A 24586-nucleotide genomic window follows, 5' to 3' on the forward strand; every position below is an offset into this window, starting at 1 on the left:
GTGGACGGGATGTTGAAAACACGCTCGAAGACGTGCGGCCATCCTTACGGGTAGACCCATCCCGCCCGTAACCATGGGGGAGCGATGCAGGCGCACCAGTCCCCAGAATTTGGGCGTGACAAAACCCCGCTTAATGGTGGGGGTTGCGACCTCTTCGAGTTTGGTGTTTTCAAGCACCGGGCCTCTCGGCTTGCCACGATTGTGCCATGAAGTACGGCATGAGCGCCAAGCTTTGATTTGGCTTTTCTGTTCAGGTTTGAATCTGAGTGCGCAGTGCAACCTCATTGAGGACCTTGAACTGGTTCAGCACACGAGTTGAAAGGTCATTCACATTGGGCACTTTGATACGCACAATCAATGCAAAGGGGAGCGCACTTGGCTGCTGCTCTGCGGGCAGCAATTGACCATCGGTGCCCTTAAGAGCGCTCTCGTCGCTAGCCCCCTCTTCCCGCCCTTGATAGCGGATCACAAAACACGGATCTGTCATCTCGCTAACAGAAATGCGGCGTTGATGATGCCTGCAAGTTTCCCATTTCAATGCGTCTGCACGTAAGTCTTGTTCAGCGTCATATTCCGTCTTACTGAAAAAACTCTTCGACTTTTTACCGTCTGGCTGAAAGCGAATCTCAAGGCCAGCTCTGGTGTAACTCACGGGATGAGCTGGATCAATGGGTGCACGATAGGTAAAAGTTGCCGCAATAGTAGGCTTGAGCTCCAAGGGCAATCCTGCGGGCAACGGAATCTTCGCTTTCAAAGGCATTCCTTTAGCAATGAGGCCTTGGTACATAACCACAATCTCATCATCCGGCGAATAAAGGATGTCTTCGACCGCAGCAGGAAGCACCCCCCAACCGACCTCCGTCTGATCATGCTTATATGGGTTGAACTGCGCACGAGAAACCAGCAAAGCATGCAACATGATCGGATCTAGCGACTCATGCACAGTAGCCTGCACACCTGCTGCAAGACGTAAGGCTAAAGGCGCTGCGTAGCTGGTCCCTGCTCGATGGCGTATGACATGAGCGGCTGGATCGACAATACGCATCAAATCCGTTGCAGAGCCCCCAAACGCTACTGCATCTGGCTTAACCAACCCCGGGCTTCTCCCTGGCCCCAAGCAGCTGTAGAACGCCCGAGCTGCTTTGCCATGATGACCATCGCTAGCCCCCACAGCAAAGGCATTGACCGCGTCCCCCGGCGGCTGAATACGCCCCAGATCACGCCCCTCATTGCCATCATTACCGACAGCAACGGTCATGAACAAATCGCCAAAGGACAAAAAGTCATCCAATCGAACAGTCCATTCGTGCGGATCATCATCGAAGATGGGTACACGAGGGCCCAAACTCAGATTCGCCAGCGAATAAGGGCGCCCGCTGTCTCTTGCAGCCTGCAAAGTACTGATGATTCTGTCGATAACATCAGCTGCCTGCATATCGCCTGAGGTACTGGGCAATACACGCACATGATCGACATTGCAGTATGGGGGGGCGATCGTATGCTGTGTCGGCTCAATCGCACCAAACAGAAAAGCAGAGGTAACAGCCTGACCATGCTCCAGTTGATTGGGCTGTGCTGCTGCTAGATCCGGGGCATCAAGAGCATTTACCCATGGCAACAAATTCGGCGTGAAGCCCCCATCAAAAATCACAGCCCGCATGGACTCATCGACAGCCGCCTCAGTAGGAAGCGACGGAGCAAAAGCCAGTGAGCGAGTCATGCCAGAGTCTGGAGCGATTGGATCATCCGTAAGCACCGGCATGTTACGGATGGCTCGTAAGTGGGTGAATGACTCAACAACCCCGATAAACTCTTGTGCCGCGTCAGCCTTGATTTGCAAAGGCAAAAACGTCAGCCCTCCAATTGTTCTGGCGCGTTGATCGTCAAAACGGGCATTCAGTCCACGAGCTAGATCAAAAAATGCCCGGTTGATATCCAAATCATTGAGCGATGCGTGCAAAACGACCTCGACGTTACCGTCGAATTTCGTGAAATTCAAACCATGCTTGCGATCCTGTGGAGAAAAAGGATCAATGCTTTCCAAGCAAACGAAACAATCTTGCACCTTCTTGGACGTCTCCGTATCCGCTAGCAACGCCGACGCCCGCACATAGCTTTCGGCTGTCCCTGCCACGATGAGCACTGCCGTCGGCAAACGCCTTGGAGGTTTACCTCTCACCATCTTGCGCGGGGTGATATCCACGGCACGAGATCCTATAAGCCGCAGCCCAGCATTGCCTAACAACGAGGTTGGGAAATAGCTTTTAGCCAAGAACTCGGGATGGATAGTGATCTTGGCAGCGATCTCGCTGCGAGGTGCCAGCTTGGGGTTTTGGTGCAAGGCGGTCTGGGCCAACTTGTCCAGCATCGGCCCAAAAAGGGAACGTTGCTGCTCAATGGTGTAGGGCCTTGGCTTAGGCCGGCTATTGGCTTTCCAGTCCCCATTTTCGATGAGCTTTTCACCCTTACCAATCAACAGATTCCCTTTTGACTCAGCCATGATCGTCTCCCTGAATAGTTTTCAAATCTCGTAACACAGTGGTATGAGTAGTACGAAGCTGCTTGGCGATCTGATGGGAGCTATGCCCTGCACTATGAAGCAGGCGAACCATCTCTCGACGCGTTTGAATAGTCGTTTTCTGAGTACTCTGCTCCTGCGCACACAACTGCAGTGCTGTGGAGAAATCCATCTGATCCAACAGGGCGCGTTTCCTTGCCTGCATGACCAAGCGAGTTACGTCCGATAAAGGCCGCCCTTCAAACTTGGGGGCAAGTGCAGTTGACAGTGGTCCGGGTACATCCAGGGTCCTAAGGATCTGTGCAATTTGAGATCTCGCAGGAGCAGGAAAGCGAATATTCAGCTCAAAACGGCGCAGCATTGCCGGGTCTAAGACGTCCTCGAAATTGGTTGCTGCAACCAGCAAAGAGGGGCCATTCCACGAATCCACTGCCTGCAGTAATACGTTAACAACCCGCTTCAGCTCACCTATGTCCTGCAAGTCATCACGCCGCTTTCCCAGAGCATCAAATTCATCCAGAAAAAGCACGCATGGTGTGGCCTGCGCATAGTCGATCACCTGAGTGATGTTTTGCCCTGTTTTCCCAAGATAGCTGCTGATAGTGGAAGAGATATTCAAGGTAGCCAAAGGCAGCCCCAATTGCTGGGCAAGCCAACGCGCTGCCAAGGTCTTCCCTACGCCAGGCTGACCATGCAGAAGAACGCTTCGTACCGGTGTAAGACCAGCAGCCTGCAGCACTGAAAGTGACGACCACTCAGTGGTGATCCGGTGCAAGTCTGCCTCCACCGTATCAGACCAAATAGGCTCCTGCTGAAGCAGTGGAGCCTCTTCTATGGCCAAAGCCTCGGGCACATTTGGCCGTGAAGCGACATTGGGAGCAAAACGCGTCAAGGAACTTGGTGCAGCGCTCAGGCCTGCAGAGATGGCCTCCGACAGCTCAGGGGAAGTCCTTCGTATCAACTGCGCGAGCCGCATACCCCGAAGCCTGAAGCGCGTGGCGTGGCCACCTGCACCTTCCTGCATCAGTGCAGCCCACTCTTTTTTTAATTCTTCTTTCATGGTCATCTAGTGCACTTTGGAATATTTTGGAACATAGATGCAATTATGTTCCAAATTCACCAGGAATTGAGCACTCGATTTCAAAGTCTTAGCTTTGAAACCTCAAGAGCAGCTCAATAGCACGCGCAGTGCCCTGAAGTTCTTGCCTGCAAGGGGTGCTGCTCCAGGGGAATGCCTTTCGCGTGCATTTCCCGCACTGTCCGCCCACATGCACCACCGTGCGGCCCAGCGCCAGCACAGGCCAGCCAGACGCAGGTGCGCGCCATTGGCCCAAGCCCCATCACCCAGGCTTTGCCGCGCCTTTTTCTGGAGCCATGCACGCGCCCAAAAGCCAGATGCAGCACAAGCAGGCAAGAGGCCACAAACAAAGAGAAAAAGGTAAATATTTCATATGAAGAAAAACTCTTCCTTATGTCCCCAACTTGATCCCACTTTGACCCCAAAATGTCCCCAAACTATTTGATAGCGCTAAATCCTTTATTCATGAGTGTTTCAAGGCTATAGGCTTTTCAGGCAACGCCGTGTCCCCATGTCCCCACAGAAAATCATCTCCTACGCAAGTTGATTTGCCTTTCGGGCCGCGCCGCCGCCTGGCATGGGGGCACAAAAAAGCCGCCTCGGTGGGCGGCTGCTGGACTGAGTGCAGGCGTGTGGCTGGCGCTGCTGGCTGGGTCTGACCTGGCCAAGCTACCCGGCGCGCTGGCGCAGGTGCAGCACCTTGCCGGTTTTGCAGCCCTCCAGGTAATCGGCCCACCATTGCAGCAGCTTGGTGCGCTCGGCCATGTAGGTGCTGCGGTGGTAGGCGGCCCGCACTTCGTTGCGTTCCTTGTGGGCCAACTGGCGCTCAATCACATCAGGCCGCCATCCGGTTTCATTGGCCACGGTGGAGAACAGCGCCCGAAAGCCGTGGGCTGTTGCCAGGTTCTTATAGCCCATGCGGGCCATGGCTGAATTGAAGGTGTTCTCGCTCAGTGGCTTGCTGGGATAGAAGGGACTGGGAAAGATCAGCTCACGCCCGCCGCTCAGGGTATGCATCGACTGCAGCAGCTCCAGGGCCTGACTGGACAACGGGATGCGGTGCTCTTGCCGCATCTTCATGCGCTCGGCGGGAATGGTCCACATGGCTGCATCCATGTCCACTTCATCCCATCGCGCACCACGCACCTCGCCTGGGCGTGTGGCGGTCAGCATCAGCAGGCGCAGGGCATGCACTGTGTGGGGGTCACCGTCGTAGGCATCCAGTTGCGCCAGGAAGGCGGGCAACTCTTTCGCATCGAGCGCGGCACGGTGCTTGACTTCACGCGGCTTGAGGATTTCGGCGGGCATCAGGTCCAGCATGGGGTTGCTGTCCACACGGCCATGGATGACGGCCCAGCGAAAAATCGCCTTGACCCGCTGCAGCACCCGCCCGGCTTGCTCGCCTGCGCCGCGCGCCTCGACAGCCTTCACGGCATTCATCACCTCCAGCGGTTTGATGCTGGCCAGCGGGCGGGCGCCCAGCGCCTTGAGCACGTTGCTCTCCAGCGATGCATGGATGCGCTCTCGCGTCTGCTGCTCCCACCTGGCCGACTGGTGCTCCATCCATTCATTGGCCACGGATCGGAAAGTGTTCACAGACTCATGCACGGCTTTGGTCTTGGCTGCCTTACGCTGCTCGGCTGGGTCATCCCCCGACTGGATGACCTGGCGCGCCTGGCTGGCCAGTTCTCGCGCATCCTTCAGGCTCACTGCTGGGTATACGCCCAGCGCCAGCAGCTTTTCCTTACCTGCAATCCGGTACTTCAACCGCCAGTAACGGCCACCGGCAGCAGTCAAATCCAAAAACAAGCCTGCGCCATCAAAATATTTGCCTGGCTCAGACAAGGTGCGCAGCTTGGCGTCGGTCAGCTTCATGGGGGTATCCTCGGCAGTCTGGGGGTACATTTGGGGGTACATTTCTAAATCACACCCAGACTATCAAGCATTCATGCGGGTTTCAAGCCTAAGTGTGAGTTCTGTCGGGGGACCAAATTCAAGGCCGCGAAGGTGCATAACCTTCCGGCCTTTTTCTTTTTTCCCTCTCTAGACTTCAATTTGAAGTGCGCCGAAGTCCGTAGAAGTGTGCTGCAATCCGAGGACTTCTGGGGGCTCATTTGGGGGCACATTTTTAGGAATTGGGGGACATTCCAAATGCCCTCAGCTTTTGCCCCCAGGCTTCATCTCCCCCGCCCGTCGCCCAACCCCTGCCCGCGTCGGCGTGAATATAGACCAGCCCTTGTCTGGCGCTGGTATATGGGCCATGCTTTTCGACCCAGGCAGCCAGACAGCGCCAGGAATACTGGCCGCTCAATGCAAAATAATGTCCATACGCGTGCGAACTTCGCAATCAAGCCTTGGCACGGGGCGTGAAGAGATGGATGGTTTCGCCGCGGGCAAGCATCTCCACCAACTGAGCGATGCGCCTGGCACGTGTCTCGGCTCTCGCGGCCGTCTGGATACGCCAAAGTATCGCGTAGCGATTGGAAGCGTTGATGCTTGCAAAGAAGGCCTTGGCCGCCGGCTCGGCTTCCAGTGCAGCCAGCAGATCCTCAGGCACAGTGGACGTACGCGCACTGTCATAGGCCCGCGCCCAGCGCCCGTCAGCCTTGGCTGCCTCTATCTGAGCCTGACCCGGGGCCTGCATCCGGCCCGCTTCAATGAGTGCCTGTACCTTGTTGACATTGATTCTTGACCAGACGCTGCGCGCGCGCCTCGGCGTGAAGCGCTGAAGATAGTGCTGGTCGTCAAGACTTTTCTTCTGTCCATCGATCCAGCCCCAGCACAGCGCAATCTCCACCGCTTCGGGGTAGGTGACACTGGGCTCGTTGGCGCCTCGCTTGGCGATCTTGAGCCAGAGGCCTTCGGAAGCAGCGTGATTCTTCTTCAGCCAGGCCTCGAAGGCTTTGGCGCTTTTGAACAGCGTTGGAGCAAGTTCGAGCGGGACGATGGATTTGACGGTAGGCATCACCTGGACCTATGCGACATGAGCACCAGCGTGGCTCGTGACATAGAGACAGGAGCCTGATGGATGGTACGGCAGGGCAAGTTTAACCAGATCCCCAGGCCTGTGGCAGTCGCAAAATGCCCCACACCCTTGAGGCCCCCCGATCAGGGACTTGAGCAATCACCACAACTGCGCAAGCAATCCTGTCAGTCCTGCCGCCACAATGACGTAGATGACATTGATCTTGAAGCGGAGCAACGTGATGCCTGCTGCCAGCCCAATGGCAATCGACGGCCACTCTATGTGTCCTGCGAAGCCTTGGGGCCAAATGACATGGTAGGCAAAGAAAACCGCCAGATTCAGGATGACACCCACGACCGCAGCGGTGATTCCAGCCAATGGCGCAGTGAATTTCAGCTTGCCATGGGTGGACTCGATAAAGGGGCCCCCCAGGAAAATGAAGAAGAACGACGGCAGAAAAGTGAAGAAGGTCACTATCACTGCTGCGACGACTCCTGCGAACAGCAGCGAATCCGCACCGAAGATTGCTTTTGTCCAGCCGCCCACAAAGGCCACAAAGGACACCACCATGATGAGAGGGCCCGGAGTGGTCTCCCCCAAAGCTAGGCCATCGATCATTTGTGTTGCAGTCAACCAATGAAAGTTCTCCACTGCGCCCTGGTAAACATAGGGGAGCACCGCATACGCGCCACCAAAAGTCATCAGCGCGGCCTTGGTGAAGAACCACCCCATTTGTACCAAGGGTGACTTCAGGCCAAACGCCGTGGCGAGCACGCCCATAACGCTGCCCCAAAGCGTCAGGCAGACCAGCGACACCATCCAGAATCCTCGCCAGGAAAATTGTGCATGCGGCGGAGTTGGAGTGTCGTCATCGATCAATGCAGCCCCGAGTGGCTGACTCGCCTTGCCTTTTTCATGGCTGGAACCACCAAAGGCTTCAGGTCGCAATTTGCCACCGATGAAACCGATGACTGCAGCCGCAATGACGATGAGCGGAAACGGAACATTGAACGCAAAAATGGCGAGAAACGCAGCAGCTGCAATTCCCCAATGCCAGCGGCTCTTCAGCGACCTCGAACCCACTCGGTAGGCTGCCTGTGCCACAAGCGCCGTTACAGCGGGCTTGATGCCATAGAAAATGCCCGCAATGACCGGCATGTCGCCGTGGGCCATATACAGCCAGGCCAGAGCAATGATGATGAACAGCGATGGCAGGACAAAAAGAACCCCTGCAAAAATTCCGCCCCATGTCCGGTGCAGCAGCCACCCCAGATAGGTTGCAAGCTGCTGAGCCTCTGGCCCGGGCAGCAACATGCAGTAGTTAAGGGCGTGGAGAAATCGCTTCTCGGAAATCCATCGGCGGCGGTCTACAAGCTCCTCATGCATGAGTGCAATCTGACCTGCGGGACCACCAAAGCTGATGAATCCAAGCTTCAGCCAGAAACGCAGCGCTTCTGAGAGCGAAAGAGAGGCCGGCGCAACCGGATCGGTAGGCCTGGGTAAAACGGTGTCCATAAAAACTCCATAGAGAATATCCAGCTCTTGGACGGGACACCGTCTACCCTTGCGGGACGGGAGGCTGCTTTCCCGATACGGAAATTCTAGCCCAGTCTCCTGTGCTCTCATACACGCCGAAGACAAAGTCTGCAGCGACCGAGAGCAGCGCCAGTACGTAGAGCAGAGCTGTATTTGCTGTGTGCTACAAGGAAATGCATTTGAGTCCTCAACGCCCAGAGCTCCTTCGCTGCAGATCTCTCGCGCATACGAAGGCGCCGAGCGCCGAAATTCCCCCCTTGAAGCACGCCGCAGCTCGGATCGCTAGAACCGCATCACCGATGGAGCTGCTTTCAATATTCAGGCCGCTTCCACAATCGACGAGACATCCAGCACATACATCTGGCGCTGGCTCTCATGCACCGAGTCAATGCATACCTCCTTGCCATCACGGCTCCAACGTGGATGCAGGTCACAGCGGTTTTCCTTGCTCAGTTCCGGATTGGCATAGAAACTGCCCAGATTGCGACGCTCTCCGGTCTGCATGTCGAAAAGGAACAGAAAGCGTTCGTGTGTCCTGTCGTCCGGATAGGTGTCACTCAGCATCCAGCGGGTGCTCACCGGCGAGAATGTCATATGGCCATTTTCCACCAGTACGTCGCGGCCAATCACTTGCACCTCGCCTCCTTCAACGTCGTGATAGAGGTGGTAGTGAATCTCGCCGGCATGCGGCCCCCAGACAATGATGTGCTCGTTGTCCTGCCACAGGGGATGGGAGATCTGGCATTCCGACTTTTCATAGTCAAACGTGCCTACGGCACTGGGGTCGAAGTCGTCGGCAAGCTGCGGCAGCGGATGATCCGAGCACTCCATCAAGCGGATGTCCGAACCGTCCGGATTCATGGTGATCAGGCGATGCAAAAAGCAGGTCTCATCCTTCACACGCTCTGTCCAACGATGCAAAAACAGGATGCGTGAAGAAGCCGGGTTGATCTCGATATGGCTTACCCAGTGAATGGCCTTGTCCATCGACGACACATGATGGAATGCCTTGAGTTGCGCATAGCTGACCAGCAATCGGGAATCGCCTGTCGCCAGCTCCATGCGCCAGATGCCGTCGTCGGGGGGCCAGAGGCAATTCAAAAGGCTGGCCGGGCTCGCTGTAACCAATGGTCTCGTGCGTGATGTACAGACGCCGGTAATTGACCGACAGCGCCCAGGCACTGCTGGGCGCTACCACATACACGGGCATGGGCAGAACGCGGCGCTCCTGCGTATCCACATCCAGCACCACGGCGCCAAAGCCTGGGTAACGAGCGGACATATCGCCCGTGCGATCGTTATAGATCAGCTTGCGGCCCAGCTCTGCGGCAAAGGCTAGCCACTCAAGAAAACTCCAGCGTCAGATGACGGCGAACGCCAAATGCGCCTCAAAGGCCTGCGCCTGCAGCCGAGCACATGCGCATGGATGCGGTTGAATTCTGGCGATAGTCAGAGGGCCCCTTGCCGGGCCCTGCATTTGATCGGCACCATGCGGCCGATCTCGACCGTCAGATCCAGTCCTTTTCCTCGGATGGTATTGGGCCCGTTGCTGTAAACGAATCCGGAGCCGCTTGGCTGCTGTGGAAGCTCTACGCCTTGACCGCCGCGTATCAAGACTGCCTTGTTGTTGGCAGGCGAGAAACGCACCGAAATGGATTCTCCGTTTGCACAGGTGAAGGCAACTTCTCGGTCTGCATCTTGAGACGGTGCAGAGCTGCAGGCACTGACGGCGATTGCTGCGAACATGGCAAGCCCGATGACTTTCATAGACTTCTCCCGTGATATTTCAAGGCCAGACTCAAGCAGCCATGAAGAACTCTGGTGTCTTGTAGCACTTCCAAAACTTGGCTGATCGCCTTTGGTCTTTGTCTCGACAGATTGAAATGCACCAACCCGCTACAAGCTCCTACAGTCGGACCGCAACGCGAAGCGGAACTGGATTGACGCATACCTGAGCTCAGGCTGAGCTCACACGCCTGTCGCGCTCCTTGTCCCGGTAAAGGCGTGCTTTTTCAGCATACATGGCCTTGTCCGCCCCTTGAACAATGGCCTCTATAGGCGTGCCTTCCTGGCCACAGGCATGGCCCATGGAAACCTGGATGCTGTGACCCGGATAGAACTGATTGTTCAGCTCCAGCAATGACAAGATGCGCTCCTGCAATGCCACGGCACCGCGCTCATCGGTTCCCGGCAAAAGGACGACAAACTCATCGCCGCCGATGCGGGCGGCGCAAGCCGGCGCATCCACCGCCTTGGAGAGAACTTCCCCCATACGCCTCAGCATGGCATCGCCTGCAGTATGGCCATGCTCGTCGTTGACGACCTTGAGTCCATTCATATCTATGGCAAGCATGGACAAGGGCCAGGGCCCTTTGCGCGACAGTCTGTTCAGCTCTTCGGTATAGAAAGCGCGGTTGCGCAACTGGGTCAACACATCATGCTTGCCCAGGTATTCAAGATAAGCCTCAGCCTTCTTGCGAGCGGTGATATCCACGAGTGACAGCAGCACCAAGCCCCATTTTTCCGCATGGCTGCTCATGATGGCGAACTCCATATGAATATGGAGCACATCGCCGGCCAGCCCGTAGTTCACCACCTCCCGCTGCTGCACCAGCTTACCTTCCCAAAGGTCTATCAGCTGCTCGGCAAACGAATCATACATTTCGCCCCTGAAAACCTTGGACAGATTCTGCAGCAGTTGCTGCTTGCTCTCGGCACCGAACATCTGCAGCGTCTGGCGATTGACATCGAGCACCTGGATTTCCTGCATGCAGCGGGTCACGAATTCCGGATGCACTTTCAGAAAAGTCCGGAAATCGGTGATTCCGCGCGCTCTCACATCGTCCATCAGGCGCTTGACCACGCTGAAGTCCTCGACCCACAGCGACACCGGCGAGTACTCGAACAGGTCTCTGGAGTATTGCTCGCTGCGCTGAAGCTTCACCGTGCTCTGCACCTCCGTCGTCACATCCTCCAGGGAGACCAGCACCCGGCTCCAGCTTTTCTCGTAGCCCGGCAGCACACGCGCCCTCACCTGCACATCAAGCCGCCGTCCATCCAGGGCATAGTTGACCGAGCGGGTCTCGAAATTGAGCGCACCTTCCCAGAGAGCGACCAGTTCGCTCATGATGCTGTCGAGCATGTCGCCGCGAAAGACCTCGTTGAGCCTGCTCTTCAGGGTTTCCTCATCTGCGGCCTTGAACAGGTCAAGCGTGTATTGATTGACCCGCAGCACCTTGTAGGACTGACTGCAAAGCTTGAGCCGCTCCGGATCTTCTTTGAGAAAACTGAGCAGATCGCTCACGCCCTGCGCCCGCCATTGATCGAAAATCTGTCTCAGGCCGCTGTAATCCTCCATCCAGAGCGATACCGGGGCCAGGTTGAACATATCCTCGAAGTCCAGACCTTCTGCGAGCGAATTTTTCACAAACGATACCTCCGCCAACGATTATTACCGAGACTTCAAGCCTGCACGCAGCCCCCTTTTGCAAGGTCGACCGACTGTCGTGCAGCCATGAAAAAGACTCCCTGGGAGTCTTTTAAAGTCAGATCACCTCAGGCAGTCTCTGCCTTGCGGCTTTCACTTTGTACATCGCAGCATCGGCTTTCTGCAAAGCATCATCCACATCGGTGTCATCGGGCATCAAACAGACCATGCCCACGCTGGCTCCTGCGTACTCGATCTCACGTCCGTCGGCCAATTGCAAGCTGGCGGCAGAGGCTTTGCTCAGTCGCAACTGCATCTCCCTGATCACGGCTTCAGCGTCTTCATCCAGCAAAGGCCCTGCACCGACCATGACGAATTCATCGCCACCGAAACGAGCCAGCATGTCACTGCTGCGCAGTCCTGCTCGCAATTGCTCGGCCATGGCACGCAGCAACGCATCCCCAGCCTCATGACCAAACTGGTCATTGATCTGCTTGAAGCGGTCAAGATCCACAAAGCCTACGAGCACCCATTCACGGGTGCGGCGGCAATGAGCAATGAGCCGGTTGAGCTCCTCGGTCACGCAGCGACGATTGGGCAATCCAGTCAGGGAATCGAGCATGGCCAACGAGGCCAGCTCCTCGTTGGCATGCTGCAGCGATCTCACCAGTTGCTCGCGCTCGGCAAAACCTGCAATGATCTTGGCAAACAGGCGCAGCAAATCCTCGGCCTCTGCTGCCAGCGCGACGGAATGGTCGCTGGCTGCACACAAAGTGCCGAACAGCGCACCATTGGAAAAACGCACGGGCGTGCTCACATAAGTCTGGATACCCAGTTGACGCGCTGCATCCGAGTCGCCCCAGCACTCGCCGACATTGTCAGTAAAGGTACGCCCTTCATCGAGCGACCGCTTGCACAAGGTGTCGTGCCAGGGCACCTCCAACCCTTCAGGAATCTTCATTCCTCCCGTATTGAGGGAGTACAGAACATTCTGAATACCACGTGCCTCATCCACGGTGGTGAGATAGGCCGACTCCAGATCAGTCACTTCCACCATGATTTCCAGCAGAGGTCGCGTGAAGCTGGGCAGATTCTGAGATGCGGAGACGGTCTGGGAAAGGCGTTGAATAATTGATGGCATGGTGCAATTTGGGGGTACGGCCGCACGACAAGTGCAGCAGCTCAAGCAAAGCCGAAAGTCTAGGCATCATCACTTTCATTCGACTGAGACTATCTTTCAATCTTGCAATGAAAACCAGATCCCAACGCCCATATTTTCAAGCAATCGATTGTCAGACTAGGACTGAGGCCACAGGACCCTGACACGCAAACCGCCCAGTTGCGGCGACTCGTCAAGCCACAGCTGGGCACCGCTGCTTTGTGCAATGCTTTGCGCAATGGCCAGGCCCAGGCCACTGCCACCGGCCATGCCACCAGCCCCCTGACCGCGCACAAAACGATGCAGGACCCGCTGACGCTCGGCCGGTGCAATGCCGGGGCCCGAGTCTTCCACCACCAGTGCACGTCCGTGCTCGTCCTGCAACCAGCCCACATCGACTCGTCCCCCTGCGGGAACGTATTTGATCGCGTTGTCCAGCAGATTGCGCAGTAACACCGCCAGTGCCTCGGCGTCTGCGGCCACGCTGAATGCGGACTGCTGCTGCGGGTCTTCACTCAGGCCCATGTCCAGCCCCTTGGCCTGGGCAGCCGGCGCGGCATCAGCCAGGGCCTGCTCGACCAGCACGCGCAAGTCAGCCAGCGGCGCATCTTCAGTCTGTGGCCTGGCTTCCTGCCTGGCCAATGCAAGCAACTGCTCCACCAGTCGCCTGGCGCGCTCGATCCCTTGCGCCAGACGGGCCTGCGCCGACTCGCGCTCGGCACTGTCCGTCGCTTTGCGCAGCAGCTGCAATTGCAGCTGCAACGCGGCCAGCGGCGAGCGCAGCTCATGCGCAGCATCTGCCACGAAATTCTGCTGGGCCTCAAAAGCCTGCCGTACGCGATGCAGCAGGCTGTTGAGCTCCTCTACCAGCGGGCGCATCTCATCCGGCAGATCATGCTCCGCCACGGGTGCCAGATCCTGGGGCTGACGCAGGGCCAACTCCCTGCGCACACGCTGCACGGGAGTCAGTGAACGGCGAATCACCCACCACACGGCCAGCGCCAGCAGCGGCAACAGCAACACCACAGGCAGCAAGCTGCGCCAGGCGGCTTCACGCGCGAGCATCTGACGCACGCGCATGTCCTGTGCGATCTGAATCACCTGAGAGCGTGTCTGCAGTGAGAACACACGGTAGGTCGTGCCACGCGCAGGCACATCGGCAAAGCCCAGCACGGCCATCTGGGGCAAGGCATCGCCCAGAGCCGACTCGAAGATTCTCAGTCCCTCATTGGTCCAGACCTGGACGATGAACTCGTTGTTTTCATCTTCGGGCGGCGTTCCCTGCGGCCTGCCTTTGGCATCGAACGGCAGACCCGCCCGCAGCGCAAACGCCGTCTGCTGCATCTGGTAGTCGAACAGCGTATCGGTCTGCGCCAGTGCATTGCGATAGGCAAACACCCCTTGCAGCACGGCCACCATCAAAATCGCCATGCCGATGAAAAGCAACAGACGCCCGCCCAGCGAGCCAGGTAGCTTCAACCGCCGAAATGCTTGGTTTTCGCTCATGGCCTGGGCACCATATAACCAAGACCGCGCACATTGAGCACCGCTGCAGCGCCGAGCTTCTTCCGCAACCCGTGGATATAGACCTCCACCGCATTGCTGCTGACCTCATCGCCCCAGCCATAGAGTTTGTCTTCGATTTGCTGACGTGACAGCGTGGCCCCCGGCCTTGCCAGCAATGCCTGCAACACTGCCCATTCACGACCAGACAAAGTAACCGGCTGGCCATTCACGCTGGCCTCGCGAGTATTGGGGTTCAGCATGACGCCGCCATGTTCGTACACCGCATCCAGGTGCCCCGCAGCACGCCGCGTTAGCGCGCGAATGCGGGCCAGCAGCTCATCCATGTCATAGGGTTTGATGACATAGTCATCGGCCCCGGCGTCCAGCCCCGCAATGCGGTCACCCACGGCGTCCCTGGCGGTTGCAACCAGCACCGGCGTGGCATCCTTGCGCGCACGCAACTGGCGCAGCACCTGCAAGCCATCAAGCTTGGGCAATCCCAAATCGAGCAGCACCAGATCGTACTGGTGGCCATGCAAGGCCGTATCGGCCTGGGCTCCATCCTGAACCCAGTCCACCACATAGCCCTCACCGCGCAGCAGCGCCAGCACGGCCTGGCCGATCATGGTGTCATCTTCAACGAGCAGTAAACGCATGGCGCAAGGATAGCGCCGCCACAGCAGGAATGCCCAGCACCAGAAACAAAGGGTGCATCGCACGCAGCCTGCATGCCCGCAAGGCGGCAAGCGAGGCAGCCCCACCCCAAGCGGGCAAGCCGCCACCTCACATGAGGGGCTGCCGGTTACACCGCAGCTTCGATGCCGGGCATCGCCATGCGAGCCTTGGTCAATGCCATGCCCAGGTTGGCGGTACGGCGACAGACAAAGACTGCCACATAGTCGGGCACTGCCTTGCTACGCAGAAAGACGTGAATCAGGTTATCGCTGTTGACGATGATTTCCTGAAAATAGTGGTGACCATCATCACTGAGGCCGCGCGAACGCTTGAACAAGGTCTCGATCATGGAGATATTGGGGCCGTTGAACAGGTCGGCCGTAGCCGCCGCCACCAGATCAATCACCTCACGCGGATGGGAGTCCACGGTGCGAATCGACAGCAACATGCCCGAAGCAGCATCCACATAACCAGCGGCCAAGCACTCAGGGACCGAAGCCACGGCCTTCGTCAATACGGTATCCAAACTCATTACGCTCTCACTTTCCTGTTGCTAATCTTTCGTGTCATGGCCGTTTGCAGTCCGCAGCGGCCATGCTTTGGTGGTCTTGAAAACATCACGCCATCTTTTGCAGCAGTGCGTTTTCGAATTCATAAAGAAGCGCTTCCTGCGCCTCGGATTGCACATACTGAGCATCAATCAATCGCACACGGCGCAGCGCCTCTTCGGCAGTCAGGCCCTCGCGCACCAGCCAGGCGGCAAGCACGGTTCCGGTGCGGCCCAATCCGGCAAGGCAGTGCACGGCAAGCACTTCTCCACGGCGCAGGGCGACCGACATGCGTGCCAGCAGCATCTGCATCTGAGCCACTGTCGGTGGCTCTTGGTCATAGACCGGCAGGTGAAAGTTCTTGAGCCCATTGCGGGTCAAGGCATCCTGCGGGAAGTCCTTTTCCGTCAGCGTGATCAGCATGGTGATACCGCAACGGCTCAGAGCTCTGAGGTCGGCGTCCATGTCGTGCACCACGCCCGGCCAGGGCGTACCTGCCAGCCTCCCTGGCACCAGCCAGGAAAATCCGTTCGGGCCGCGGCTGGCTGGCATGGCATTTTCAGCAGCCAGCAATGGCTGCATTTCCATCAGCACAGCCGCATTCGGGGTGCGAGGCTGATAGCGGGCTGCGGGGGACAGGCCAGATGACGCGACCGCTGCCGGTTGCGGCAGAGCAGGTTCAGGCGCAGAGACCGACGTTGACGCAGGCAGCACGGGCTCCAGTTTGAGGGGAGCCACGACCTCACTCACGACCGCCGCAGATGCAGGCAGGTCGGAAAATTCGGCAATGGCCGCCAAGGCAGCGGCAGGCAAGGGAGGTGGCGGCAGCACATCGTCGGCCAGCTCATTCAAGGGGGTACCCGGCATGGGGACAGCGCAGCTGCCGGTACGCAGGAATTGCTGACCGGCGGCACTGAGCGGCCGCTGAGTGAACGCAGCCATTGCTGCGGCTTCCTGGATACGCCCGCCTGCGAGCAACAGCATCTGCTGCGCAGCAGCCTGGGCATGCTGCTGCTGATGCGTGATCAGCAGCACACTGCGCTGCTGACCGATCTGCCTGATCACGTCCAGCAGCAAAAATGCCTCATAGCCCTCCAGCTCGGCCGTGGGCTCATCGATCATCAACACCGCCGGCTTGGCCCAGGCCTCACGCAAAATGGCCACGGCGCGTTGCTGCACCGCACTCAACAGCATGGTGGGCTTGTCCAGCATCTGGGCCAGCTCGGCCAGTCCATAGTGCTGCAGCTGCTCGCTCACCCAATGGCGCCACTCCAGTGGCGCACGCGGATCCCTCTGGCGCGCCTTCTCGATCAGTGCATCCAAGGTGTTGGCGCGCATGAGCCGGGCATGCTGCTGTACCAGGCCCGGCAAGGCCTGCACGCCGTTGGCGCTCCAAGGCATGTCCAATGGCCGATCGGCATAGACCACCTGTCCCCAGCTGCGAAAGCGCGGATTGCTCGCATTCAGCCCGGCCAGCGTGCGCAGCAGCGTGGACTTGCCCGTGCCCGCAGGACCCAGCAATGCGGTTACGCCTGATTGCGGCAGCGTGAAATCCACTTCAGCCAGAACCACACGTTGACCAAATGAAGCGCCCAGGCCTTGCACCTGCAGACTGTGTTGCTGATTCAAAAACTCCTCCCGTCGCAACGCCTGCTCCGAGGAGCCGTCACGATGTATTTGCGGTCAAGCTGAATCGCCACCACATGACGTCAAAAAGACAAATGAATACGTCAACTCGACAGTCTATGGCATTACCTCTCCTGAAACTCGTTACTTCTTGAAATATGACAACATTATGTAAAAAATCATCGGATATTCATTTATTCATATATTTTTTGTTTTAAATCAATAAAAGCAGATAAAGAAAAACCGCAACCCGGGAGGTTGCGGTTTCTGCTTATTAAGTGCGTCTATCAGCCCAGTCGCACCGGCACAAAGATTTTGTTGCCATCACGCCAGATCAGCACAGCCACGGTCTTGTCCGCTTTGGCGACTGCGGCCCGCACCTCATCGATATTTCCGGCAGGTGCGCCATTGATGGACAGCAGCACATCTCCCTGGCTGATGCCTGCTGCTGCAGCCGGGCCGCTGGCCTGAGCCACCAGCAGGCCGGTGTCCACACCAATCTGCTTTTTCTCCTCTGGCTGCAGGGGGCGCAGCGCCAGTCCCAGCTTGCCCTTGTCTCCATCGGGTGAAGACTTGGCCACCTTCACCGCCTTATCGCTGGCATCGCCCAGGGTCGCACTCAGAGTCTTGGATTCACCCTTGCGCCAGACTTCCAGCGTTACTTTCTGCCCCGGCAAGGCCTGGCCGATAAAGGCTGGCAGATCGCCCGAACCAACAACGGGCTTGCCATCCACCTTGCGCACCACATCGCCTGGTTCCAGTCCGGCCTTGGCGGCAGGGCCATTCTTTTCGACACTGGCCACCAATGCACCTTCGGGCTTATCCAGCTTGAAGGAATCGGCAAAGGCCTGATTGACCTCCTGCACACTCACGCCCAGCTTGGCATGCTGTGCCTTACCCGTTGCCTGAATCTGCTGTTGCACTCGGGTTGCCAGTTCGATGGGAATCGCAAACGACACCCCTTGATACCCGCCCGAGCGGGTGTAGATCTGGCTGTTGATACCCACGACCTCGCCCTGTGCGTTGAACAGCGGGCCCCCAGAGTTTCCGGGGTTGATCGCCACATCCGTCTGCAGAAAAGGCACAAAGGAGTCGTCAGGCAGAGAGCGCCCCTTGGCACTCACCACGCCAGCCGTCACGCTGTTCTCAAAGCCGAAGGGCGAGCCGATCGCCAGCACCCAGTCGCCCACACGCAGCTGGCTGGTCTGACCCAGCTTGACCGTGGGCAGGCCGCTTGCGTCAATCTTGAGTACCGCCACATCGGTCTTGGGGTCGGCTCCCAGCACCTTGGCCCTGAACTCGCGACGGTCGTTGAGCTTGACCGTCACCTCCTTGGCGCCATGCACCACATGGGCGTTGGTCAGAATCACGCCATCGCTGGACACGATAAAGCCCGAGCCCTGTCCGCGCATGGGTGTATCGGGCTGCTGCGCACGTGGCCCCATGCCCTGACCACCGGGCATGCCTGGAATGCCGAACTGGCGGAAGAATTCAAAGAAGGGATCGTCGGGGCTGATGCCCGGGCCCTGTTGCTGGCGTTCGCTGGTCTGGTCGCCTTCATCGTCGCTCATGGCACGAGAGGACCCCACCACGCTGATATTGACCACGGCCGCGCCGTTGCGCGCCGTGATATCCGCAAAATTGGGAGCATTCACCGTAGGCAGGTTAAGCGCTGCGGGCTGCGCAGCCGCTGCAGATTGCGTCACCTGCGCCTGGGCAGCGCTGCGGGTTCCCACCAGGCCGGCGCCGGTGGCGCCCAGTGCGCCAATCGCACCTGCAGCCACCAGAGCCATCACCAGTCGGCGAGGTGTGGACAGAATTGTGTTCATGGTCATCCTTTCAAAAAAGCACCGGATCGGTGTCGTTGAAGGGAAGTTTGAACGTCCACACTTAGGCGAGACTTAGGCGCTTGAGGTATTCACCAATGCACCTGGGCCAGAAGCAGCCTGCATCTGCAGTTCAATGAGTTCAGGCCATTTTCAATCTGCCACCTGCCTCGTTCAGATCAGCTCCAGCACCAACTCTGGCGGGCGACAAAGCTTGGCCCCCTTGGGGGTGACCACAATGGGTCGATTGAGCAGCACCGGATGCGCAGCCACGGCCTGAATCAGCTGGACATCGCTGACCGCTGCGTTATCCAGGCCCAGTTCCTTGAACTGAGCTTCCTTGGTACGCAACAAGTCACGCACCGCAACGCCCAGGTGTGCCACCAGCTCTGCCAACTCTGGCGCCGTCAGCGGCGTGGCGATGTAATCCACGATATTGGGCTCGATGCCATGCTCGCGCAGCAGCGCCAGCGCGCCGCGCGAATTGCTGCAGCGGTTGTTGTGGAAAATGGTGATGTCAGGGCGATTCACGGGGGTGTCTGTACTTGTGCTCATGGCTGCAGTGTAGCCATGCCAGCCACCAATGGCCCCATGCAGGTCCATGCCTGCGTGGTCTGCGGCCAGGCCCGCCGACACACTGAGAAGGTACTTTCAGACCACGCTGAACCCTGAGCTTGGGCACACAGCGCGGCCTTGTGGCTGCACTCTTCACGTCGCGCGCACCAGATGCCCTTCAACAGCGCAGCAGACCTGATCTGCCTCAGGCACCGGTCAATACATCTCCCACGCACAGGTACTTGATTTCCACATAGTCATCAATCCCGTGATGCGATCCTTCACGGCCCAGGCCCGACTGCTTGACGCCACCGAAAGGCACATGTTCGGTTGCCAAAATACCGACATTCACGCCCACCATGCCGAACTCCAGCTCTTCACCCACACGGAAGATGCGGCCCACATCACGGGTGTAGACATAGCTTGCCAGGCCAAACTCGGTCACATTGGCAGCGGCAATGACTTCCCGCTCGGTATGAAAGCGCAACACCGGAGCCAGCGGCCCAAAGGTTTCCTCACGCGCACAGACCATGCCGGCCGTGACATCGGCAAGGACCGTTGGCTCAAAGAACTGACCGCTGCCCAGATTGCTCAGGCGGTTACCGCCCGCCACCACGCGCGCACCGCCTGCCAATGCATCGTCAATGTGGCGCTGCACCTTCACCAGAGCAGCTTCTTCAATCAGCGGCCCCTGCACCACGCCATCCTCAAAACCATTACCCACACGGGCCTGACGGACGCGCTGCGCAAATTTTTCGACAAACGCCTCATACACACCGTCCTGCACATAAAAACGGTTGGTGCAGACACAGGTCTGTCCAGAGTTGCGAAACTTGCTGGCAAACGCACCTTCCACAGCGGAATCCAGATCTGCATCGTCAAAAACGATGAAGGGTGCATTGCCACCCAGCTCCAACGACAGCTTCTTGACCGTGGGTGCGCACTGGGCCATGAGAATACGACCCACTTCCGTGGAGCCAGTAAAGCTCAGATGACGCACGATGTCGCTCGCACAAAGCAGGCGGCCAATGGCAATGGAGTTGTTGCTGTCGGCACACAGCACGTTGATCACACCTGCCGGAATACCAGCGCGCACGGCCAGCTCGGCCGCTGCCAGTGCAGTCAATGGTGTCAGCTCTGCCGGCTTGACCACCACGGTGCAGCCCGCAGCGAGCGCCGGAGCGACCTTGCGGGTAATCATGGCCAGAGGAAAGTTCCAGGGCGTGATCGCGGCGCACACGCCAATAGCCTGGCGCAACACCAGCAAACGGCGGTTGTTGTCAAAGGTGGGCAGCGTCTCGCCGTTGATGCGCTTGGCTTCTTCCGCAAACCACTCCACAAAACTGGCGGCATAGGTCACTTCACCGCGAGCCTCAGCCAAGGGCTTGCCTTGCTCCGCCGTCATGATGCGGGCCAGATCATCCGCGTTTTGCTGGAGCAGATCGAACCAGCGGCGTAGCAGCTGGCTGCGCTCCTTGGCGGTCTTGCGACGCCATTCCAAGCCTGCTGCTTCGGCTGCATCAATAGCCTGCTGGGCCTGCTCTACTGTCAGGTTCGCTACATCAAGCAGATGCTCGCCCGTAGCGGGGTCATACACAGCAAAGCGTGAAGGGGCGGACAGCCACTGCCCATTCACCAGTGCATCGGCACGCAGCAAAGAGGGATCTTTAAGCGCCAGCAGAGGGCGTGAAACATTGTTTTGAGTCATTTTTATATGATCAGTTCTGCGGAAAGAATGCCGCTGACGCAACAAAAGAGTACAGGCGCAAAGTGATGCTGCAAGCAACAGCGGCCATCACGGTAGCCAGGCACCGCCCGACATTGCCAGCGCGCACGTTTGCCCGCTCGCGCTGCCAACTGCCGGACATCAGGCCTGCCCACTGGTGTAGTCGCGCAGGAAATGCAGATTGCGCTGCGAGGTGAACGACGGGATGGTGCAGCCAGGAGCCAGAATGAAGTTCTGACTGCCCACCTGCTGCAGGCAGTCATCGATTTCTGCAGCGATTTCGGGCAGTGTGCGCTCCTGAATGCGCGTTTCGTCGATACCGCCCATCAGACACTTGTCGGTCATGGCACGCAACTGGGACAGGCTGGGGTTGGTGGGCAGACGATCCGAAACACTGAGCACTTCAAAGGGGTAGCCGCCAATGCGCTCCATCTCCAGCGCACTTCCATGCACGTGCAGCACGCGTGCCATGCCTTCGGCGGCCTTCAGCACGGCAACCGTAAAAGGCTTCTGGAATTGTTCATGCTGCTCCTCGGTGGCCCCACGTGCCATATGAGCAGGCATGGCTCCGTTGATAGACAGGAACATGCCCTCAATACCCAGTGCCTTGACGGCAGCCATGTACTCGCACATCACCTCGGTCACGACTTCCAGCGCAGCCAGCGCCTCGCCGCGATGGGCATACATGCGAGGGCCTTGAGAAAAGCCGATATTGCGCACGATCTGCTGGAAAGGCTCGAAACCGGTCTCGAGCAGCGGTGTCTCCGGGCAGGCATCCTGAATGCGCTGCAGACATTCGAGCTGGGCCACAAAGCCCGGGTCCTTGAGCGAGATGCGCGTGTAGGCACGCAGGCTCTCGGCGCTGTCCAGAGTCTGCACACCCGCCGGCACGGGGTAGCGATAGTCATTCATGACCTTGAGCACATCCCATTGGTACTCGCGCAGAAACTCAATATGCAGGTCGGCGGACTTGCTGCCGCTGAGGTGGTCGGAGAGAAAGTGCACCCATGCCGTGACAGGTGCTCGATCGACAGGCTGGCCTTTAACTGCAGCAAGAAAGCGTTGACGTTTATTCATGTTCCGGGGAAATCTCAAAAAGGGAAAGCAGGCAGCTTGGAGCTGAAAAAAGCGTTCTGAACCATGCGCCCGCGTTTACTGGGATTGCACATTCGCACCGCGCAGCAGCTCACCCACCGTGGCCATGCTGTCTTGCAGACGCTTTTGGTAGGCCGCTGGCGATGCGCTGGGTGCAGGGAACATGGCCTGGCCTTCCACCGCAGTACGAAACTCAGGGTCAGCCACAACCTTGCTGATCTCGGCATACAGCTTGTCCAGGATGGGCTGGGGTGTACCACCGGGCGCTGCCACACCAATGCGGGTCACAAAACGGTAAGAAGGAAAGCCTGCTTCGGTCGTCGTGGGCACTGCGGGCAGCATGGGAAGGCGCTGGGCCGATGTCACCGCCAGTGCCTTGAGCTTGCCGGCCTGAATATGAGGCAGCGGTGTCTGGGGCAGATCGAACATGACCTGTATGCGCCCTGCCAGCAAATCCAGGATCGCCTGCGATGCACCCTTGTACTGCACGTGATTGAGTTGCACCCCGGTCTGGCTCGAGAAGTTCTCACCTGCCAGATGCAGGGTATTGCCCAGCCCGGCCGAGCCGAAGTTCACCTCTGCTGGATGAGCCTTGGCATAGTCCACGAACTCTTTCAGGGTGGACGCCGGGAACGACTTGGGCACGGAGATCACCAACGGCGACTCCACCAGGTTGGTAATGCCGGAAAAGTCCTTGACCGGGTCAAAAGGCAGCTTCTTGTTGAGAGCCTGCAGCGAGGCATGGGTCAGCTCACCAATCAGGTAGACGGTGTAGCCATCTGGCTTGGCCTTGGACACATGCTCGGCAGCAATGATGGTGTTGCCACCGGGACGGTTATCCACAATGAAGCTGTGCTTCATGTTGTCACCCATCTTGCGTACCAGCAGTCGTGCGACAAAGTCGGACGAGCCACCGGCAGCGTAAGGAACCACGATGCGAATCGGCGTATTGCCGGCGGGGTAGCTCCCTGCCTGGGCCTGCGACAAAGCCGGGGCTCCAGCCAGCAAAGCGGCTGCACCCCATGCAAAGCTGCGACGTGTAATCGAGGACATGCTTGTCTCCTTGGAGTTCGTTAAAAATTATTCAAGGGTCATTCGAGCAGTCGGCGTTTATCCAACTGCAACTAAAGCCCGCTCTGTATCTGGAATCAGCCGTTCGGCTGCCTCCAGCGCCTGACACAGATCAGCGGCCAGATCACCGGCATCCTCCAGCCCTGCATGGATGCGCACCAGCGGCCCCTTCAGATCCCAAGTCTGGGTATTGCGCCTTGGTGCGTCCATGGGTAGCACCAGGCTTTCATAACCGCCCCAGGACAAACCAATACCAAACAGCTGCAAGCTGTCGATGAAGGTCGCCAGGGCCTGGCGTTCCATAGGGCGCAATGCAATCGAAAAGAGTCCGCTGGCACCGGTGAAGTCACGCTTCCACAAGGCATGGCCTGGGTCCTGCGGTAGCGCAGGGTGCATGACACGCTGCACCATCGGATGCTGCTGCAGCATCTGCGCCAGGTGCAGCCCTGTGGCCCAGTGATGCTGCATGCGCAATGGCAGCGTACGCATGCCACGCAGAGCCAGGAAAATGTCGTCCGGCCCAATGGTCTGACCAAAGTCCTGCACGCCCTTTTGCAGCAGCGGCCAGGCCCGCTCGTTGGCAGTAGCCACACCAAGAATGGCATCCGAATGGCCCACGATGTACTTGGTTCCTGCCTGCACCGAGACATCCACACCATGCTCGAAAGGCTTGAAGAACAACGGTGTGGCCCAGGTGTTGTCCATCACCACATAGGCACCAACGGCATGAGCCTGCGCGGCAATGGCCGGAATGTCCTGCATCTCGAAAGTGCCCGAGCCTGGAGCCTCCACAAACACAACACGTGTGCTCTTGCGCATCTGTGTGGCAATGCCCGCACCGATGCAGGGATCGTAGAACTCGGCTTCGATTCCAAAACGTGCCAGCACGCGCTCGCTGAAGGCGCGGGTCGGGCCGTACACGCTGTCGGGCAGCAATACATGATCCCCTGTACTGACCAGCGCCAGAATGGCGTGCGTGCAGGCGGCCAGACCGGAGGGCAGGACGATGGAGCGAAAGCCCCCCTCAGCTTCGGCCATCGCTTCTTCCAGTGCACCCGTGGTCGGCGTCCCAAACCGCCCATAGGAGGCATAGGGGTTGTCAGGCCGCTTGCGACTCTCCCACTGCGCAAGGCTTGTCGAGATGATGGTGGAGCCTCGGTAGATCGGCGTATTCACCATCCCATGGTGAAGCTCTGGCCGGCGTGCGGCATGCGCCAAGAGAGTGGAGGCCTGGTGTGCAGTGGACATGTAGGAGGGCATCAATTAAGTCTTGTA

The 24586-nt window shown here is 58.3% G+C and carries 18 protein-coding genes and 1 pseudogene; all 19 read right to left on the reverse strand.

Translation table 11 applies throughout. The features are described from left to right. Window positions 1–250: 250 nt before the first annotated feature. The 19 genes and pseudogenes from NOX35_RS22355 to metC all read right to left on the reverse strand — a co-directional run bounded on the left by NOX35_RS22355 (window position 251) and on the right by metC (window position 24559). On the reverse strand, window positions 251–2500 hold the full coding sequence (locus NOX35_RS22355; protein WP_052084726.1) for a S8 family serine peptidase: 2250 nt from the start codon (window positions 2498–2500) through the stop codon (window positions 251–253). Further along, window positions 2493–3584: an AAA family ATPase gene (locus NOX35_RS22360; RefSeq protein ID WP_256494771.1), complete on the reverse strand. Its 1092-nt coding sequence runs from the start codon at window positions 3582–3584 to the stop codon at window positions 2493–2495. The genes NOX35_RS22355 and NOX35_RS22360 overlap by 8 nt, the downstream gene beginning before the upstream one ends. Before the next feature lie 681 nt (window positions 3585–4265). Next, window positions 4266–5471: a tyrosine-type recombinase/integrase gene (locus NOX35_RS22365; protein ID WP_256494772.1), complete on the reverse strand. Its 1206-nt coding sequence runs from the start codon at window positions 5469–5471 to the stop codon at window positions 4266–4268. A 472-nt stretch (window positions 5472–5943) separates the two neighbouring features. Then, window positions 5944–6561, reverse strand: a complete 618-nt coding sequence (locus NOX35_RS22370; protein WP_182284471.1) for a YdeI family protein — start codon at window positions 6559–6561, stop codon at window positions 5944–5946. A 159-nt stretch (window positions 6562–6720) separates the two neighbouring features. Then, window positions 6721–8076 (reverse strand): chromate efflux transporter, encoded by a 1356-nt coding sequence (gene chrA / locus NOX35_RS22375; protein ID WP_256494774.1) that lies wholly within the window; start codon window positions 8074–8076, stop codon window positions 6721–6723. 339 nt (window positions 8077–8415) lie between these two features. Continuing rightward, window positions 8416–9445: pseudogene (locus NOX35_RS22380) on the reverse strand (hypothetical protein); the annotation flags it as partial. Between the two features lie 101 nt (window positions 9446–9546). Next, window positions 9547–9864 carry an MliC family protein gene (locus NOX35_RS22385; RefSeq protein WP_256494776.1) on the reverse strand — a complete coding sequence of 106 codons (318 nt, stop codon included), beginning with the start codon at window positions 9862–9864 and terminating at the stop codon, window positions 9547–9549. A 190-nt stretch (window positions 9865–10054) separates the two neighbouring features. After that, window positions 10055–11524, reverse strand: coding sequence for a GGDEF domain-containing protein (locus tag NOX35_RS22390; RefSeq protein WP_232538033.1), 1470 nt, complete (start codon window positions 11522–11524; stop codon window positions 10055–10057). Between the two features lie 118 nt (window positions 11525–11642). Beyond that, the gene (locus tag NOX35_RS22395; protein WP_256494778.1) at window positions 11643–12665 is read right to left on the reverse strand and encodes a sensor domain-containing diguanylate cyclase; all 1023 of its coding nucleotides are present in this window, start codon (window positions 12663–12665) and stop codon (window positions 11643–11645) included. 156 nt (window positions 12666–12821) lie between these two features. Then, window positions 12822–14189: an ATP-binding protein gene (locus tag NOX35_RS22400; protein ID WP_256494779.1), complete on the reverse strand. Its 1368-nt coding sequence runs from the start codon at window positions 14187–14189 to the stop codon at window positions 12822–12824. Next, a complete protein-coding gene (locus NOX35_RS22405) occupies window positions 14186–14845 on the reverse strand; it encodes a response regulator transcription factor (RefSeq protein ID WP_256494780.1) in 660 nt (219 codons plus the stop codon). The genes NOX35_RS22400 and NOX35_RS22405 overlap by 4 nt, the downstream gene beginning before the upstream one ends. 146 nt (window positions 14846–14991) lie before the next feature. Further along, window positions 14992–15396, reverse strand: coding sequence for a hypothetical protein (locus NOX35_RS22410; protein WP_182284477.1), 405 nt, complete (start codon window positions 15394–15396; stop codon window positions 14992–14994). Window positions 15397–15481: 85 nt separating this feature from the next. Further along, window positions 15482–17041: an ATP-binding cassette domain-containing protein gene (locus NOX35_RS22415; RefSeq protein WP_182284478.1), complete on the reverse strand. Its 1560-nt coding sequence runs from the start codon at window positions 17039–17041 to the stop codon at window positions 15482–15484. A 284-nt stretch (window positions 17042–17325) separates the two neighbouring features. Then, the gene (locus tag NOX35_RS22420; RefSeq protein ID WP_182284479.1) at window positions 17326–18867 is read right to left on the reverse strand and encodes a Do family serine endopeptidase; all 1542 of its coding nucleotides are present in this window, start codon (window positions 18865–18867) and stop codon (window positions 17326–17328) included. Between the two features lie 171 nt (window positions 18868–19038). Then, on the reverse strand, window positions 19039–19419 hold the full coding sequence (arsC, locus tag NOX35_RS22425) for an arsenate reductase (glutaredoxin) (protein WP_182284480.1): 381 nt from the start codon (window positions 19417–19419) through the stop codon (window positions 19039–19041). Between the two features lie 205 nt (window positions 19420–19624). Next, window positions 19625–21127, reverse strand: a complete 1503-nt coding sequence (locus NOX35_RS22430; RefSeq protein ID WP_256494781.1) for an NAD-dependent succinate-semialdehyde dehydrogenase — start codon at window positions 21125–21127, stop codon at window positions 19625–19627. Between the two features lie 159 nt (window positions 21128–21286). Continuing rightward, window positions 21287–22222 (reverse strand): uroporphyrinogen decarboxylase family protein, encoded by a 936-nt coding sequence (locus tag NOX35_RS22435; RefSeq protein ID WP_182284482.1) that lies wholly within the window; start codon window positions 22220–22222, stop codon window positions 21287–21289. A 75-nt stretch (window positions 22223–22297) separates the two neighbouring features. Beyond that, the gene (locus NOX35_RS22440) at window positions 22298–23293 is read right to left on the reverse strand and encodes a tripartite tricarboxylate transporter substrate binding protein (protein WP_256494782.1); all 996 of its coding nucleotides are present in this window, start codon (window positions 23291–23293) and stop codon (window positions 22298–22300) included. Between the two features lie 57 nt (window positions 23294–23350). Then, entirely contained in the window at window positions 23351–24559 is a 1209-nt protein-coding gene (metC, locus tag NOX35_RS22445) for a cystathionine beta-lyase (protein ID WP_182284484.1), read from the reverse strand. Window positions 24560–24586 lie beyond the last annotated feature (27 nt).

Origin of the sequence: Comamonas sp. C11 (assembly GCF_024496285.1) — a bacterium.
GTDB lineage: Bacteria > Pseudomonadota > Gammaproteobacteria > Burkholderiales > Burkholderiaceae_C > Comamonas > Comamonas testosteroni_F.